Origin of the sequence: Paenibacillus sp. MY03 (assembly GCF_002165585.1) — a bacterium.
GTDB lineage: Bacteria > Bacillota > Bacilli > Paenibacillales > Paenibacillaceae > Pristimantibacillus > Pristimantibacillus agaridevorans.
Map to the genome: position 1 here is coordinate 66,541 of NZ_MXQD01000042.1, position 15,833 is coordinate 82,373.

A 15,833-nucleotide genomic window follows, 5' to 3' on the forward strand; every position below is an offset into this window, starting at 1 on the left:
ATCAGGCCGGTATTTTGAAAAATGGAGTGCTGACGCCCACGTTTAGGTTGAATGTTAAGTGGCAGGCATCCACCTCGCCACTTTCCTGAAAATCAATTACACGAAAAGTTGGACGGAAGCGTCTTTCCGCCCAACTTTTTATTTTTGAGACTTATTGGACAGCCCTGTTTCTTTTTATAATTAACTACTTGGTTAACGTAACTAGGTTCAATTAACTTATGATTGACAAATAAGTTGACCTTCTTCATAATGAAACTGAATTTATTTAAATGATTTAATTAAACATTAATCATTTAGTTAATCTAAAGGAGGTCTTTTATTTATGTCAACGATATACCGATCCGAGCACCCGAGACCACAATTCATGAGGGACAGCTGGCTTAATTTGAACGGAGAATGGGAATTTGCGTTTGATGATGAAAATACGGGCACATCGGAAGGATGGCATAAGGGAGATCGGCCTTTGCCGCTTCGCATTCAGGTGCCGTTCGCTTTCCAAAGCAAACTTAGCGGCATTGCCGATCCAGCCGTGCACGACACGGTATGGTATCGTCGTCCGCTGGACATTCCTGCCGAATTTGCAGGCAAAAAAACGATTCTCCACTTCGGAGCTGTCGATTATTTAGCTTCGGTATGGGTAAACGGCGTACTGGTAGCTACGCATGAAGGCGGACATACACCATTCCAGGCGGATATTACTGATGCGCTACGCGAAGCCGATAACTGGCTCGTTGTAAAGGCGATCGACTTTAGCCGGGACACAACGCTGCCGCGGGGCAAACAATTTTGGCTGGACGAGTCCGCTTCTATCTTCTATACAAGAACGACGGGGATCTGGCAGACGGTATGGATGGAAGCTGTCGCGACGGCATCTATCGACCGTGTGCGGATGATTCCGGACATTGACCGTAATGCAATTGAGCTGCATTCCTATTTCCGCGGGACAGCGGGACGCTCTCTCAAGCTGAAGGTTGAAGTGACCTACGAAGGCGAACCGGTGGTTGAGGAGACGTACAATATTACCGACGACCGGCTTGATCGAACGATCGGACTCCGGGATCTATACGATCGCGGCGCCTCCCGACATTGGAGCCCGCAGCATCCTCGTTTGTACGACATCGTGTTCTCTCTGATAGAAGGCGATGCGCTCATAGACCAAGCGACCTCTTATTTCGGGATGAGGAAGGTATCCATCGAGGGTGGCAAGCTTTGCCTGAACAATCGCCCATTCTTTAGCAAAATGGTGCTCGATCAAGGTTATTTCCCGGACGGCAATCTTACGCCGCCGAGCGACGAGGCGATTCGCAAGGATGTCGAGCTGACCAAAGAGATGGGCTTCAACGGTGCGCGCAAACACCAGAAGCTGGAGGATCCTCGCTACTTGTACTGGTGCGACAAGCTGGGCCTTGTAGTCTGGAGCGAAGCGGCCAACGCATATCAGTTTACAGAAGAGTACGTGCAGAAGTTTACGAAGGAATGGATGGAATCCGTCGAACGGGACGCCAATCATCCGAGTATTATCGCCTGGGTGCCGCTCAATGAGAGCTGGGGCGTGCCGAATATCCAGGTCGACAAGCAACAGCAGGATCATGCCATGGCGATGTATTATTTAACCAAGTCGCTGGATCCTACGAGACCGGTCATTTCCAATGACGGATGGGAGCTGGTCAAGACAGACCTGTTCAACATCCATGATTACGAATGGAGACGCGAAGTGCTGGAAGAGCGGTACAGCACAGTTGAGAACGCCATAGAAGCGATGCCAGCGAACCGGAGATTGGCGGTAGAAGGTTACCCTTATGCAGGCCAGCCGATCTTGCTGACGGAATTCGGCGGAATCTCCTACAAGAAAAGCGATTGGGAGGGCTGGGGGTATTCCGGCGCGGACAATGACGAGGATTTCGAACAGCGCCTCCGTGCCGTCATCCAGCCGTTCCATGGCGCTGGCAGCGTCGTTCAAGGTTATTGTTATACGCAGCTTACGGACGTCGAGCAGGAGATTAACGGTCTGCTGACCTACGATCGCATCCCCAAAATTCCGCTGGAGCTGATCCGCGCGATCAACGAAGGCAAATAAGCTAGGGCGTGTCTGAATACTCCGAGGGGAGAAGATTTTGCCGAATTTTCGTTCCATGCAAGGAACTTTTGTGAAGGCGTACCGGGGGTACGTCAAGCAAAAGTGACGAAGCAGGGGGCGGAAAGGCGGTGAAAGATGCCCTTGAGCGGGTTTTCAGACACGACCTAGTATTGCAGCGGAATATCGGTAAAATATAGCGGGGCAGCCGCAAGTCATAAAATAATGACTTGAGGCTGCCCCGTTTGTTGTTGGCAAGTGCCATTTTCTAAAACCGTAGCGCCCTAACAACTGATCGTCACGACAATGTCCTGGTCGTAATTGCCGAAGCGTTTGCCGAATAGACTTACGCCTCCGGCGTGGACGGCATCCTCGGGTGATTCGATGCGGAACAGGATCTCTTCGCCTGCGCTAAGCGGCAGATCGCCCACGGTGACGTCCGACAGCTTGACTCCGTCCATGTAGGTCCCGTCTTGCGTAACATGAAGCGTCTTGAGCAAGCCGTGCTGAGTGCTGTATTCCCCCCACCAATGCGGCGTGAGCTTGCCTGCAGACTTGCCGAAGTCGCCTGGCGACGTCCAACGGCATACCGGGATGCCGCCAATCGCAAACGTGATATCGGACAGCCAATTCTCATCATAACCCGGCGCCTCCGAGCAGATTTCCAGCGAGATGCGCAAGTTGCTGACGGGCTTGCGGCCGGTCAAATAATTCGGAATGCGGTATTCGACGAAACCGCTGGCGAACCAGAGATGCTGCGCCAGCACATGATCGGGCTCGGCAAAATATCTGGGATCATCGCGCATGCCGATCAGCTTCGTATCCGAAGCCAGACCGCAGGTGGGCTTTACATGGTATGCGGAATATTGACCGATCGGGATGGAGCTTGTGTAATGGTTATAAGGCTGTTCCGTGTTTTCCTCAGGCGCTGGACCTTCCCTGAATAGAAGCGTTGCTTTGTCGAGCTTCAGCTTGCATATTTTCTGGGTGCCGCGTTTGCCCGCGGCTACTTCGGTCTCCAAAATGCCGGCTTCCTCCAACTGGCTGACATGTTTCGTCACGATCGCGGAGGAGATGCCCAGGCGGGCTGCGATTTCCTTCATATTTAATTGCTCTTGCTTAAGCAGTTCTATCATTTGTATGCGGGTTTTTGATGCCAGCGCTTCGAATAATGGCAAATTGCGTTGATTGACTTCCAGATTCATGGCGCACTCCTTCGAGCAGGCGAGCTGCTGCCTGTTAATCGATTTTATACGATTATATAACTGTTTCATTAATGTAACAAGTAATCGGTTAACTTATAGTAGGAAATTTTCTATCGAGGCCTTCGTTGTAGTAATATATGGCAGTCCCCCTCATATCTCGTTTCGTATACGAACCGTATGATGAAGAGGTGATTGCGATGTTGACTAAAAAACATTGTGTGTTCTGTACGGAGCTTGTTGGAATGGAACGCGACGGTGAATACGAACGATATGTCGGATGCATGTGCGCCCCGCAAGGGCATTACAAGGTAAAGAGCGATGCGATTGCCGCGTTACAGTCGTTTCCTTACGAAAAGAAGCGGCGTGTTCTGCCCCTTCTATCGGCATACATTCGGGAGCTGGACGAGCATGGCGAACGGGCATCTCTGACGCTGGAGCAAGCAGAGGCTATTGTGTCATCTCCGGAAGTAGCTACAACAATGGAGCAGAAGGGCCGCCGGCTGCTGAGATACTTATATCGGAATTCGAATTCCGCAGGGGATCCCGTCAATCTGCACCCGCTGGCTCGAGCTTATAATGTCGCTTATGCTTCTAATTTGCAAGAACTGGTCTACTTGATCGAAAAAGCACGCGACTCGGGATGGATTGATCGCGAGGGTGCCGTGCTAAAGCTGACGGAATCCGGCTGGGCTGAAGCGATGGCCGAATCCGGCGCCGGACGCCGCAAGGAGTGCTGCGTACTCGCAGGCAGCGAGCAGATCTATACGCAATGGTCCGCGATCCTTCCGAACGGTCTTGAACAATGCGGGTATGGCGTTCGTATGTTCCATCCGAATAAGATCCGGGAAATCGCCCGCGAAGCGCTGCAAGAAGCTGCCGCCGCAGGATCGGACGGACGAAGCGAAATGGTGGAGCGTCTGACATCATGCAAGCTGATCATTGTCGACGTGACGGAAGCCGATCCGGAAACGTATTTTGCCGCGGGGTTTGCCGCCCGGGCCGGCGTGCCGATTCTTTGGACCATCAAGCGGGAAGCGAGCGGCGATGCGGCCGGGCAGCCATCATGGCTGCGGCCGTTGCCATGGGATATGCCCGAACAATTAATTGAATTGCTGCAAGAGAGAGTCTAAGCAACGGTATATGAGGGTTTTCTCATGATGAATGCTGTTTCATTCTGATCCCCGGCAGGTTAAGGAAGGGTAGGCGCAACAGTCGCACACCTTAAAAATAACTGAAACCGAGAGGAAGATGATTATGAAGAGAGAGTCTAATAATCCCGTTCGCAAAACAACCCGTACCAAGCTGCTGCTGACCGCCACGATGTGCGCGGTGCTGTTGCTGGGGGCTTCGGCCTGCAACAACGGCAACAATGTCAATACAAACTCCAATGGCATTAACGATGATGCCAACAATATGCCGACCGTCACGGATGAAACGGTTGTTCCAACCGCAACGGATGCGCCGGCAGCAGAATAAGCGAGGAATTCCGGCGACTCCGCCGTATGTATAGGATGCCGATTGGCATCCTGAAACCTCCCGCCCATGGTCCTGATTTCGGACTTCCAGGCGGGAGGTTTGTTTTGTAGTGCGCGAACGGCAAAGAACCCGTCTCTACGAACCGCCGGTGTTCCAGCCAACAAGGCTGCCCCTAATCTCCGATTATCGGAGATTAGGGGCAGCCTTGTTGGCGTACGCTTACTTCATTTGCATTAGAACATAGGGAACACATAACGGACGAGGAAGTAAAGAAGTCCAAAGAAGATGAGGAGATAAGCCGCGTATTTAATCAAAGTAGCGAAAACGCGGCTGGAATCCGATCTGTGTTCGACATGTCTTTCTTCAATCTCGATATTTCGATTTGGCGGGTTCATGGCCATCGCCCCTTTCCCTGGTTTGTAATTATTAAGTACCCGCCTGTCCGCTATTCGAATCAAAGAGAAGAAAGGACGTCTTTACAATGTCTGAGTTGTAGTGTACTATTTAACTATAACACCTATACACAGGAGGAGCGGACGCTTAATGGTTGACATGAATAAAAGAAATTCTGCTGCCGAGGCCCGGTCAGATCGCAATGAAACGGTGCTTCAGTTGGATAACGTCTCGAAGATCATCGGAGGGAAAAAGCTGGTCAACGGACTCAGCTTCGAAGTAAAAAGCGGCGAGATCGTCGGTCTGCTTGGGCCTAACGGCGCCGGCAAGACGACGACGATCCGGATGATCGTGGGACTCATCGGGATGTCGGAGGGCGATGTCCGGATTGGCGGGAGCAGCGTAAGCAAGAGCTTTGAAGCGGCAATTAGGCATATTGGCGCCATTATCGAGAATCCGGAATTTTACCCTTATATGACGGGATTAGATAATTTGAAGCAGTTCCAGCGAATGACCGAGGGCGTGTCAGAAGAACGGATCCGCGAAGTAACAGCGCTTGTCGGCTTGCAGGATGCCATGAACAAAAAGGTAAAGGCATATTCGCTTGGCATGCGGCAGCGTCTCGGCATCGCGCAGGCATTGCTTCACAAGCCCAAGGTGCTCATTCTGGACGAACCGACGAACGGGCTTGATCCTGCAGGCATTCGGGAGATGCGCGATTATCTCAAGCTGATTGCAGACAAGGAGAGGATCGGCATTCTCGTATCCAGCCACATGCTCAGCGAGATGGAGCTGATGTGCAGCCGCGTCGTCGTTATTCAAGAGGGTAAGCTTATTGCGGTCCGCTCAATCAATCATAATGGCAGCGAAGAGAAGAGTTCCATGTCCCTCAGCCTGGAAGTAACCGACGTCGAGCTGGCATCCAGGACGCTGGCAGCCTTAAATAAGGCGGAGCTGCTAAGCAAGGATGCTGACAGAGGCATGCTGGCCGTCAAGCTGAAGCACGAGGATATTCCGTCGCTGGTAAAGGCGCTGACGGATGCGGGAGTGGGACTCTACCGGTTGGAAGAAATTAAATCTTCGTTGGAAGATGAATTTATGAAATGGACGGGGGCGAATCGCAGTGCGTAGTTTTAGTAGGTTGGTGCTCAATGAATGGTTAAAGCTTTTTAAGCGAAGCTCGATCTTGGTCCCGTACGTTATTCTTGCGGCGTATGCCGCGATCTTCGGCTATGCGGTATTCAAGATGGGGAGCGAGTTCGGTTCCGGGGCGGAATTTGCCGCGCTGGCGATCGGCATGAGTTCTGCTGGACAGGTGCTTCCTCTGCTTGCTATCATTACGATGGCTGGCATGGTGTCCAAGGAATATCGGATGGGCACCATTAAGCTTCTGCTCATCCGTGCACACAGCCGCAACAAGATATTAGCTTCCAAATATACGGCATCGCTCCTGTTCATCATCTCTCTTATTTTGTTCACGGCTGCTGCCGTTCTCGTAACGGGCACCGTCGTTTACGGATGGGGCGGAGAAGCGGCACACTGGAACGAGATCGGCCGATCGATGCTGTACATGTTTATTTATACGACCGTCTACGTAACGCTTACCTTCATGATTGACATACTGACCAAGTCGAGCGGCGTTACCGTCGGCATTGCCTTGTTCTGCGTCATGATGGGAGGACTGGCGACGCTCCTTTTGTCGAAATACTCTTTTGCTAAATTTATTTTGTTCGCAAACACGGATCTATCGCAATTTAACGAGGGCAACGAGCCCATGATTCCGGGCATGACGCTGCCGTTCTCCGTATCGGTGCTGATCGTGTATGTAGCGCTGTTCCTGCTTGCAAGCTTTGTCACGTTTAGAAAACGCGATGTCTCATAAGTCGGCCTGGAGCGGACTGGCATCGAGAAGGAGCATAGCCCACTGTGACGATTGAATTCGATAATAACATGCCGATTTATATTCAAATCATGACGCATGTAAAAAAGATGGTTATTACCGGCAAGCTCGGTCCCGGCGACAAAATTGATTCCGTGAGAGAGCTGGCCGCCGAGCTGCAGATTAACCCGAATACGATCCAACGTACGTTCCAGGAGCTGGAGCGCGAAGGAATCGTCGAGACGCGCCGCGGCATGGGGCGTTATGTGACTAGCGAGGAGTCGACCATTATGCGTTTAAAGAAAGAGATGGCTGGAGATATGCTGGAAAGGTTCGTGCTCGGCATGAAGGAGCTGGGCTTCGACGACAGCGACATATTGGCGCTGGTAAAGGATACGGTTCATCATCATTCCGAACGGGAAAGGGAGAGCTGATCGTCGATGGAGCCCATTCTTCAGTTAAAAGACGTAGTCAAACGCTACGGCACGAAGCCGGCGCTCTCCGGCGTGTCGTTCGAAGTGGGGCCGGGCAAAATTATCGGTCTGCTCGGAAGCAACGGAAGCGGCAAAACGACGATCATGAAGCTGGCGGCGGGACTTATGCAGCCGACATCGGGAAGCGTCGCCGTTTGCGGACTGCCAACGGGCAACTACTCCAAAGCCTGCACGGCATTTATGCCCGATAAGCCGCTGACGGAGAGCTGGATGAAGGTGCGCGACGCCATTGCGTTCAGCCGCGATCTCTATCCGGACTTCGATGATGCCAAGGCGCGCGACATGCTGTCGTTTATGCAGCTCAACCCGGACGACAAGACAACGTCATTGTCCAAGGGGATGAACGAGAGGCTGCAGCTTACGCTCACTATATCGCGAAATGCGAAGCTGTACCTGCTGGACGAACCGATCGGCGGCGTCGATCCCGTCGCGCGCGATAAAATTTTGGATGCGATCGTTCAGTATTACAACGAAGAGAGCAGTCTGATCATATCCACGCATCTGGTCCGTGATATCGAGCGGATTTTCGACGAGGTCCTGTTTATCAAAGAAGGCAAGGTAGCGCTGCACGAGGCTGTCGACGACTTGCGAATGAAATACGGGAAAGGCGTGGATGAAATGTTCAAAGAGGTGTACGCGCAATGATCAAGCTGCTTAAATATGATTGGAAGCGCAATTCGAACAGTATCTTCGCTGCGACGGTTATTTTTATCCTTGCGCAGACTATATTGACGGTTGTTGGAGAAATCAAGGACTGGGTGCCGCTTACGACCTACATCGTTTCAATCGTCCTCTATGTGTTTGCAGGATTTTTGGCCTTCTTAATGGTGTGTCAAACGTACAACGCCAACTTGAAGGCATACAGCCGGCGATTGCTTCCGTTGCCTTCGCTTTACACGGTCGCTTCGCCGATTCTGTTATTGCTCGCCAGCTTGGCTTTCCTGCTCGTTCTTTTTTTGCTTCATGAATTTGCGTTCGTGACATGGCTCGGATTGGATGAGACGATTTTGTCGCCTATAAGGGAGCAGTTGGAGCTGAAGCTCCTATTGTCGTTGTTGATCGGATTTGTATGGCTGACGGTTTCGGCTACCGTCTTCGTTTTTTTCTGCATCACCTTCGCCAGAACCTTCGAGGGCAAGATCGGCACATGGCTTGGCATTCTCATGTTTATCGGCTTGGCGGCGGTGCTGGGTTGGCTGGATGAGCTTGTGCATTCGAACTCCTCGAGCGGCAATGTGCCGTTCGGAATTACGGGATTCAGCATGGCGGACACGCCAAGCGGCGATGGCTTGACGGTGACCGTAACGGGGATCCAAGGCATCTCGATCATCTCCTTCCTGATCGAGATTGCAACCTGCGTTACGCTGCTCTTTGGCATTCGTTATATGATGAATCGCAAAATCAAGTTGTAACCTCCTTATCCGTCCGGCCAGTGAAGCTTTCCGCTTTGCTGGCCGGACGTTTTTCTTTGCGCTTATCCTCTCCCCATTTGGTCCAAGGTAGTCTATAATAGACAAATAACGACAATCAGTCAGGACAGAATGGAGGTGTAAGCGTTATGTCGGATAAGGAAGAGTTGGTACGATTCGGCGTATCGTTCCCTTCACAGCTGATTGGGCAGTTCGACGCATTTATCGAAGAGCAGGGCTACAAAAACCGATCGGAAGCGATTCGCGATTTGGCGAGGAAGGTTTTGCTGGAGCCTACGCGACTCGGAAGCGATGAGTTCGTGGCCGGAACGATAGTTGTCGTCTACGACCATCAAGTTCGGGAGCTGCCGATCGTCTTAATGGACATCCAACACGATTATCATCATGATATTGTCTCCAATATGCACGTGCATTTAAATCACGATCAATGCCTGGAGGTCATCGTCGTACGCGGCCAAATGGCTGCGCTGAGGGAGCTGCATGAGCGCATTCAGATCCAGAAGGGCGTTTCGTACGCGGAGCTGTCCGTCACATTCGCCGAACCTCAAGGAACAGAACCGCAAACTCATGGCCATGGTCACAATCATGGTCACGGTCATCATCACGGTCATCATCACGGTCATCATCACGGTCATAGACACAGTCACAGTCGTCAGGTAGATGAACGATAAGATCAACATTGACATGAAGCTGTTTCTTTAAGTGACGATTCATACATAGGGCGGAAAGGAGAGAGAATAGAGATGGCGCAGGGCCAAATGGCGGACAAAACAACCGGCGGAGCGCAGGCAGGGAAAGCCTCCTCGTCTTCCGGACTTAAAACATCGGCTTCAAACGCCTTCCCTCAGCGCGGCCAAGAAGCGGACAAGCTCAGATGGATGCAGGCATCCGTCGGCAATCAAGCGACGATGCAGATGATGGCGAGGCGCGGGGCGATTGCTCCGATTCAGAGACAGACCGGGGCGCCCCAGCAACAAGGACAGCCGACAAATACGCCGCCACCGTCCAAGCTCGGATTAATGCGGCTTAAGGTTGGTGAAGCCAAAACGGCAGGTACTTTCGGACAGGCAGAGGCTTTCAAGGAGGAAAGCGGTGCTGTCGACAACGTTGGGGACACGACCGAAATAACAGGTACGGGAGTCGGCGGTCAAACGGATGTATATTCGGACGCTTCTGACGAGTTGAAGAAGGCGATTAAAAAAGGGGAGGAGAACGATCAGGACGTCTCCTCCGAGAAGACAGAAAAAGCGAAGATTGACCGTGAGAATCAGAAGCTCGGCGTTGCTTCCGGCCTGTTGGATGTAGGGTCGGGTTTTATCGGGCTTGTTAACATGAAAAAGGCGATCTCGGAGTCGAAAAGCAAGTCGGAAACGGCAGGCGCCCTTTACGAAGGCTTGGAAAGCGGACAAAAAGCGTTCACGGGCGTCGCTAAAGTCGTGGACAACGCCGCCAAGCTGGAGGGCAACGAAAACGGCGTCGGCTCATCCGAAGCGGTGGCAGGTTACGGCGGCAGCGTGGGAGATGCTTTATCCGCCATCAAGAGTGCGTTTTTTATGGTCAAGGCCGTTTACGAATTGTTCAAGGAAGGTTTCTCGGACGAAGGCGTGACCAAAAAAGAAGTAGTCAAGGGCGGTCTGGAAGCCATTCAGAACGGCTTGGAGGCGGCTCAATCCGCCGTCAAGACCGTCAAGTCGATTTTGGAAATTTTGGAGGCAGGCGTTGGCAAGCTGACAGAAGCGATCCCTGGCATTGGCATTGCCATTAGCGGCATCAAGATCACAATTAAAGTATTCAATATGATGCAATGGCATAGCTCCAAGCAGAAGATGACGACGATCAAGCGCGATTTCAAAAGCAAGTACGCAAACAGCGGCATGGTTAAGGCCAACAAATACACGGTGTTTGGCAAGACGATCCATGAGTCCAAGGGGACCGATAAAACGGCTCTCGAAAATCGCCGCGTAGAATTGATGAAGATTATCGATCCAGCCAATAAAAAATCGACTGAAAAGGAAAAGAAGGACGCGCAGATCGAACTCGACGATATCGAAAACTACGAACTGGCCAAAGAGATGAAAAATATTAACCAGAAGAAGCTGGTTCGCGGAGGCATCGAGGCCGGACTGGAGATGGCGAGCATCGCGGGCGATATTGCGACGCTGAGCGGAGCGGGAGCTGCGGTTGGTATCAGTCTTAAGGCTGCGGCCAGCGGCACGAAGGTGGGCATGAGCTTGTTCCGCCGAGCCAAACAATATGGTCGCGACAAAGCTGCTAAGGGAGGCCCTAACAGCGCATGGTCGTCTGTGTTCAACGCGGATAAATCATCCGACAAAAAACATGATAAACGGGTTAAAGACGCCGACCTGATTCTTAATATGGTGGGTAAGCTCCCAGAAGACGAAACTTCAGCCGATGGACTCAAACAATATCAGCGCGTGCTGACTTTTATCGAAGCGACGGGCTGCAGCACAAAGGCATTGTTCCGAGCAAACGGGAATATCGACAAGCAGCGCGAGCTGTTGATGGAAGCTATGAAACAAAGGGATTAATGGACTTAAATAGGGATGAAGACTGGAGGTTGGCCTAAAATGATATCCGAGATGGAACATGCGAAGCAACTGGCCGAACTTGGCGGCTTGCAAATCGCGTTCGAGAAGGAAGGGTTTCAAACCCGGCTTCTTGAGCGATCCGAGAGTATTCGCTTGCATGTACTTGTGATGATGCTTGGCGAGGATGACCAGGGCAGGGATCGAACGATGAATTTGAATTTCCAGCCCCTGCCAGAGTCTGACATCGAATGGATTCGCTTGCTTCAACTCCACACGATCTTGCCTTTCCGGGTGGCGCCAGCGCAGAGAAGCGCTGTAGAGCGTGTGCTGATTGGGGCTAACGCTATGGTTCCGCTGGGAGGGTTCGGCCTGGACGAAGATGGCGAAGTTTACGCCCGCTATGTTTACACCGTTCCGTCCTCGCAGACCATTTCACCCGACGAGCTGCTAGAAGTGATTTCGATCTTTCATTACATGTTAGTCCTGTTCGAAGAACGAATCGAGCAGGTAGCGGCCGGAGAGCTAACGCCTGAGGAAGCGCTGCGGGTACAGGAATAGGCCAGGCGAGGCTAATAGGCGAAAGGCATAACAACATACAGTAGTCGGCCAAAATATTTGGCCGGCTTTTTCCAAGTTCTAAGGAAATTTATAGTTTCCAACGTTGTAAAAATGTGATGTCAAATTTTCTCACTCGTGTTACAATATAATGAGATCGTAACACGATGCAGGGGAGAGAATGAGAAATGAAGAATGGGATTAAAATGAGATTCAATATTAGGTCTATAGTGATGACGAGCGTGCTTCTGCTCCTTGTCATCTCATTGATAGCGGCCTGCTCGTCTCCGAAGGCGACGGAGAGAGAGTCGCAGCGACGTTCGGACAAGCTGGTCGTGGCGATTGGTTCCGAGCCAGAGGATGGTTTTGATCCGACGCTAGGGTGGGGCCGCTATGGCTCGCCGCTTTTTCAAAGCACGCTGCTCAAGAGAGATGACCAACTTAATGTGACAAACGACTTGGCGGAGAGCTATGAGATCAGCAGCGATGGTCTGATTTGGACGGTCAAGCTTCGCGAAGATGTTCAATTCTCTGATGGTCAGCCGCTCACGCCAGACGACGTCAAATATACGTTCGAAACGACGGCGAACAGCGGATCCGCGATCGATTTGACCAATCTAAAGGCGGTTGAGCTGGATGGGAATAACATTCACTTTAAATTGGGCAAACCTCAATCGACGTTTCTAAACGAATTGACTACGCTCGGCATCGTTCCCAGTCACGCGCACGGCGCTGATTATGCCAGCAATCCTATTGGCTCCGGTCCATTCAAATTCGTGCAATGGGATCGCGGTCAGCAATTGCTGGTGGAGAGCAATCCGAGCTATTACGGCGACAAGCCGTCGTTCCATCATATCACGTTCCTGTTCCTTAACGAGGATGCGGCTTTAGCTGCAGCAAAAGCGGGCACAGTGGATATGGCATATATCCCTTCTTCTTTCAGCAAACAAGAAGTGCCGGGCATGCGTCTGGAGGCGCTGCAAACGGTAGATAATCGCGGCATAACATTCCCTTATGCTGAGCCAGGCGGCAAGACGGAGGAAGGTTATCCCATCGGCAATGCCGTAACTGCCGATCTTGCGATCCGGCAAGCAATTAACATGGCGATGGATCGGGATAAGCTTGTTGAAGGCATTTTGGAGGGCTACGGCACGCCGGCTTTTACATCCGTTGACGGACTCCCATGGTGGAATGAAGATACGGTCATTGCGGATAGCGACATCGAAGGGGCTAAGAAACTGTTGGCCGAAGCGGGTTGGAGCGACAGCAATGGAGACGGCGTACTCGAGAAAAATGGATTAATCGCGGAATTCCCGCTCATCTATCCATCCGGCGACACATTAAGACAATCGCTGGCGCTTGCCGCAGCGGAGATGATGAAGGAGATCGGAATCCGTATGACTGCTGCGGGCAAGAGCTGGGAAGAGATCGAAAGGGAGATGCATGCCAGCGCGGTGTTGTTAGGGTGGGGCAGCCATGATCCTTCGGAGCTGTATGCCCTTTATGCATCCAAGTATTCCGGCGTCGATTATTACAATACCGGCTATTACAGCAACCAACAGGTAGACGGCTATATGGAAAAAGCAATGGCGGCTCGCACGATAGAGGAGGCGATGGCCAATTGGAAGCAATCGCAGTGGGACGGGACGACGGGTTCAAGCGCCAAAGGCGACGCTCCGTGGGCGTGGCTCGTCAATATAAAGCACCTGTATCTGGTAGACGATGCTCTTGACATCGGCTCGCCGCGCATACAGCCGCATCGCCATGGCTGGCCGGTGACCGACAATATCGCAAGCTGGAAGTGGAAGGAGTAGTAGGGTTGGCGGGTTTGCTTAGTTATCTGGAATGTCATCGAGGACGGGGGTTGGCGCGATGTCGGGTCTGCACGAGACGGTAACAGCGCAGGTCAAGGGGCAGTGGCGTGGCTGGATACGATTTGCGGGCGGACGGGTGCTGAGGCTGCTTTTGCTGCTTGCATTCGTATGTTTTGTTACGTTTCTGCTTGCCGATTTGTCGCCGATCGACCCGATCCAGGCATACATCGGAGCCGATATGATGCGCGTAGGGCCGGAGCAGCGCGCCGAGATTGGAGCCTATTGGGGACTTGATCAACCGTTCGCGGAGCGTTTGCTGCGCTGGGCGGGAAACTTGCTGCAAGGCGACATGGGAACCTCGATGATCTATCGTGAGCCGGTCTCGGACGTCATTGCGGATCGGTTTGCAAGCTCTGCCGCTTTGATGGCGACGTCTTGGCTGCTCTCGGGGATTATAGGTTTTGCGCTCGGATCAATCGCGGCGATTCGTCAAGGAGGAATAACTGATCGTTTTATTCAATCGGTCTGCTACACGATAGCTTCAACGCCAGCATTCTGGATAGCGCTGCTTGCGATGACGATTTTCGCCGTCTGGCTGGGATGGTTTCCGGTTGGACTCGGTGTTCCTGCGGGAGTGCTCGCCGGCGATGTGACGCTGCTTGACCGGCTGTATCATATGGCGCTTCCCGCTCTTACGTTATCCGTTGCAGGTATCGCGCCTGTCGCACTGCATACAAGGGCGAAGTTAATTGAGGTGTACGACAGCGATTACGTCCTGTTCGCAAGAGCCAGGGGCGAGCGTGGGTGGAAGCTGTTCCTCAGGCATGGACTTCGTAATGCGGCATTGCCTGCCTTAATGCTCCAATTCGCTTCCTTTAGCGAGTTGTTCGGCGGCGCCGTTCTTGCCGAACAGGTATTCTCGTATCCCGGATTGGGACAAGCGACGGTTGAGGCTGGACTTCGCGGAGATGTTCCGCTGTTATTGGGACTTGTTATATGCAGCTCCTTGTTCGTGTTCACGGGCAATCTCCTTGCAGATTCGATCCACTCGGCAATCGATCCGAAAAGAAGGCTCCATCCGGAGGTGAAATCATGAGCGCAGCGCGAAGCCTGACAAGGGGGCGCGGACGACGCTTGACCGGCAGAACGAGACTCCTGATTTCCGCTGCGACGACAGGACTGCTCTTGGTTGGAATCATACTTTGCTCCTTGTTCATCGGCGAGCAGGGATTAAGCGTCAAGCTGGAGCTTCGCGACTTGCCGCCTTCCTTGCAGCATCTTTTCGGTACGGACTGGCTTGGACGGGACATGTTCTCGCGCACGGTGCAAGGTCTAACCTTAAGCGTCGCAGTTGGCCTTGCCGGAGCTGCCGGGAGTACCGTCATCGCAATGATGATGGGGCTGGCGGCTGCATTTCTGGGCCGCAAGGTTGACCGGGTCGTCACTTGGTTGATCGATGCGACGCTCAGCGTTCCGCATCTGGTCATGCTCATTTTGATTGCCTTTGTTAGCGGTGGCGGGATTCAAGGGATCATGATCGGCATTGTTTTTACTCACTGGCCCAGTCTGGCCCGCGTCATTCGCGCTGAAGCACTAAGTGTGGTAACCGCCGATTATGTAGCGGTAAGCCGAGGCTTCGGAAGAACCCGCTGGTGGATAATGAGACATCATCTGGCGCCGCATCTCCTTCCGCAGCTGTTTATCGGTTTCCTGCTCTTATTTCCTCATGCCGTGTTGCACGAAGCGGCTATTACGTTTCTGGGGCTGGGCTTTTCGCCCCACCAGCCGGCTATTGGCATTATTTTGTCCGAGTCGATGCGATACTTGTCTTCGGGCATGTGGTGGCTTGCTGTATTTCCCGGGCTTGCGCTGCTCGTGACGGTTCGGGCATTCGATATGCTGGGCCATTCGCTGCAGCGTTTGATCGATCCCAAGCATTCTCGGACTTGAGGGAGGCAGAAGTA

Annotated in this window: 15 protein-coding genes; 14 read left to right on the forward strand and 1 reads right to left on the reverse strand. The window is 52.4% G+C overall.

The features are described from left to right. Positions 1-322 precede the first annotated feature (322 nt). On the forward strand, positions 323-2,077 hold the full coding sequence (locus B1748_RS26870; RefSeq protein ID WP_087571023.1) for a glycoside hydrolase family 2 protein: 1,755 nt from the start codon (positions 323-325) through the stop codon (positions 2,075-2,077). Between the two features lie 281 nt (positions 2,078-2,358). Here B1748_RS26870 and B1748_RS26875 read toward each other — a convergent pair whose 3' ends face one another. Then, the gene (locus B1748_RS26875) at positions 2,359-3,279 is read right to left on the reverse strand and encodes an ArsR/SmtB family transcription factor (RefSeq protein WP_087571024.1); all 921 of its coding nucleotides are present in this window, start codon (positions 3,277-3,279) and stop codon (positions 2,359-2,361) included. A gap of 197 nt (positions 3,280-3,476) precedes the next feature. On the opposite strand from B1748_RS26875, the gene B1748_RS26880 reads away from it, so the two are divergent. The 13 genes from B1748_RS26880 (at position 3,477) to B1748_RS26940 (ending at position 15,819) form a co-directional block, all read left to right on the forward strand. Further along, a complete protein-coding gene (locus B1748_RS26880; RefSeq protein WP_087571025.1) occupies positions 3,477-4,409 on the forward strand; it encodes a hypothetical protein in 933 nt (310 codons plus the stop codon). A gap of 124 nt (positions 4,410-4,533) precedes the next feature. After that, positions 4,534-4,755, forward strand: a complete 222-nt coding sequence (locus tag B1748_RS26885; protein WP_087571026.1) for a hypothetical protein — start codon at positions 4,534-4,536, stop codon at positions 4,753-4,755. Between the two features lie 543 nt (positions 4,756-5,298). Beyond that, complete coding sequence (locus B1748_RS26890; RefSeq protein ID WP_256975955.1) at positions 5,299-6,279, forward strand: ABC transporter ATP-binding protein; 981 nt, start codon at positions 5,299-5,301, stop codon at positions 6,277-6,279. Next, the gene (locus B1748_RS26895; protein ID WP_087571027.1) at positions 6,272-7,030 is read left to right on the forward strand and encodes an ABC transporter permease; all 759 of its coding nucleotides are present in this window, start codon (positions 6,272-6,274) and stop codon (positions 7,028-7,030) included. Before B1748_RS26890 ends, B1748_RS26895 begins: the two co-directional genes overlap by 8 nt. A 44-nt stretch (positions 7,031-7,074) precedes the next feature. After that, on the forward strand, positions 7,075-7,461 hold the full coding sequence (locus B1748_RS26900; RefSeq protein ID WP_087571028.1) for a GntR family transcriptional regulator: 387 nt from the start codon (positions 7,075-7,077) through the stop codon (positions 7,459-7,461). A gap of 6 nt (positions 7,462-7,467) precedes the next feature. Further along, positions 7,468-8,166, forward strand: a complete 699-nt coding sequence (locus tag B1748_RS26905; protein WP_087571029.1) for an ABC transporter ATP-binding protein — start codon at positions 7,468-7,470, stop codon at positions 8,164-8,166. Beyond that, complete coding sequence (locus tag B1748_RS26910) at positions 8,163-8,933, forward strand: hypothetical protein (RefSeq protein WP_087571030.1); 771 nt, start codon at positions 8,163-8,165, stop codon at positions 8,931-8,933. Before B1748_RS26905 ends, B1748_RS26910 begins: the two co-directional genes overlap by 4 nt. A 146-nt stretch (positions 8,934-9,079) precedes the next feature. Next, positions 9,080-9,622 (forward strand): nickel-responsive transcriptional regulator NikR, encoded by a 543-nt coding sequence (gene nikR, locus B1748_RS26915; RefSeq protein ID WP_087571031.1) that lies wholly within the window; start codon positions 9,080-9,082, stop codon positions 9,620-9,622. Between the two features lie 72 nt (positions 9,623-9,694). Further along, positions 9,695-11,500, forward strand: coding sequence for a hypothetical protein (locus B1748_RS26920; RefSeq protein ID WP_087571032.1), 1,806 nt, complete (start codon positions 9,695-9,697; stop codon positions 11,498-11,500). A 39-nt stretch (positions 11,501-11,539) separates the two neighbouring features. Continuing rightward, a complete protein-coding gene (locus B1748_RS26925) occupies positions 11,540-12,058 on the forward strand; it encodes a YbjN domain-containing protein (RefSeq protein WP_087571033.1) in 519 nt (172 codons plus the stop codon). A gap of 185 nt (positions 12,059-12,243) precedes the next feature. After that, complete coding sequence (locus tag B1748_RS26930; protein ID WP_256975956.1) at positions 12,244-13,869, forward strand: ABC transporter substrate-binding protein; 1,626 nt, start codon at positions 12,244-12,246, stop codon at positions 13,867-13,869. Between the two features lie 58 nt (positions 13,870-13,927). Further along, entirely contained in the window at positions 13,928-14,965 is a 1,038-nt protein-coding gene (locus B1748_RS26935; protein WP_087571034.1) for an ABC transporter permease, read from the forward strand. Next, positions 14,962-15,819: an ABC transporter permease gene (locus B1748_RS26940; RefSeq protein ID WP_087571035.1), complete on the forward strand. Its 858-nt coding sequence runs from the start codon at positions 14,962-14,964 to the stop codon at positions 15,817-15,819. The genes B1748_RS26935 and B1748_RS26940 overlap by 4 nt, the downstream gene beginning before the upstream one ends. Positions 15,820-15,833: the final 14 nt, after the last annotated feature.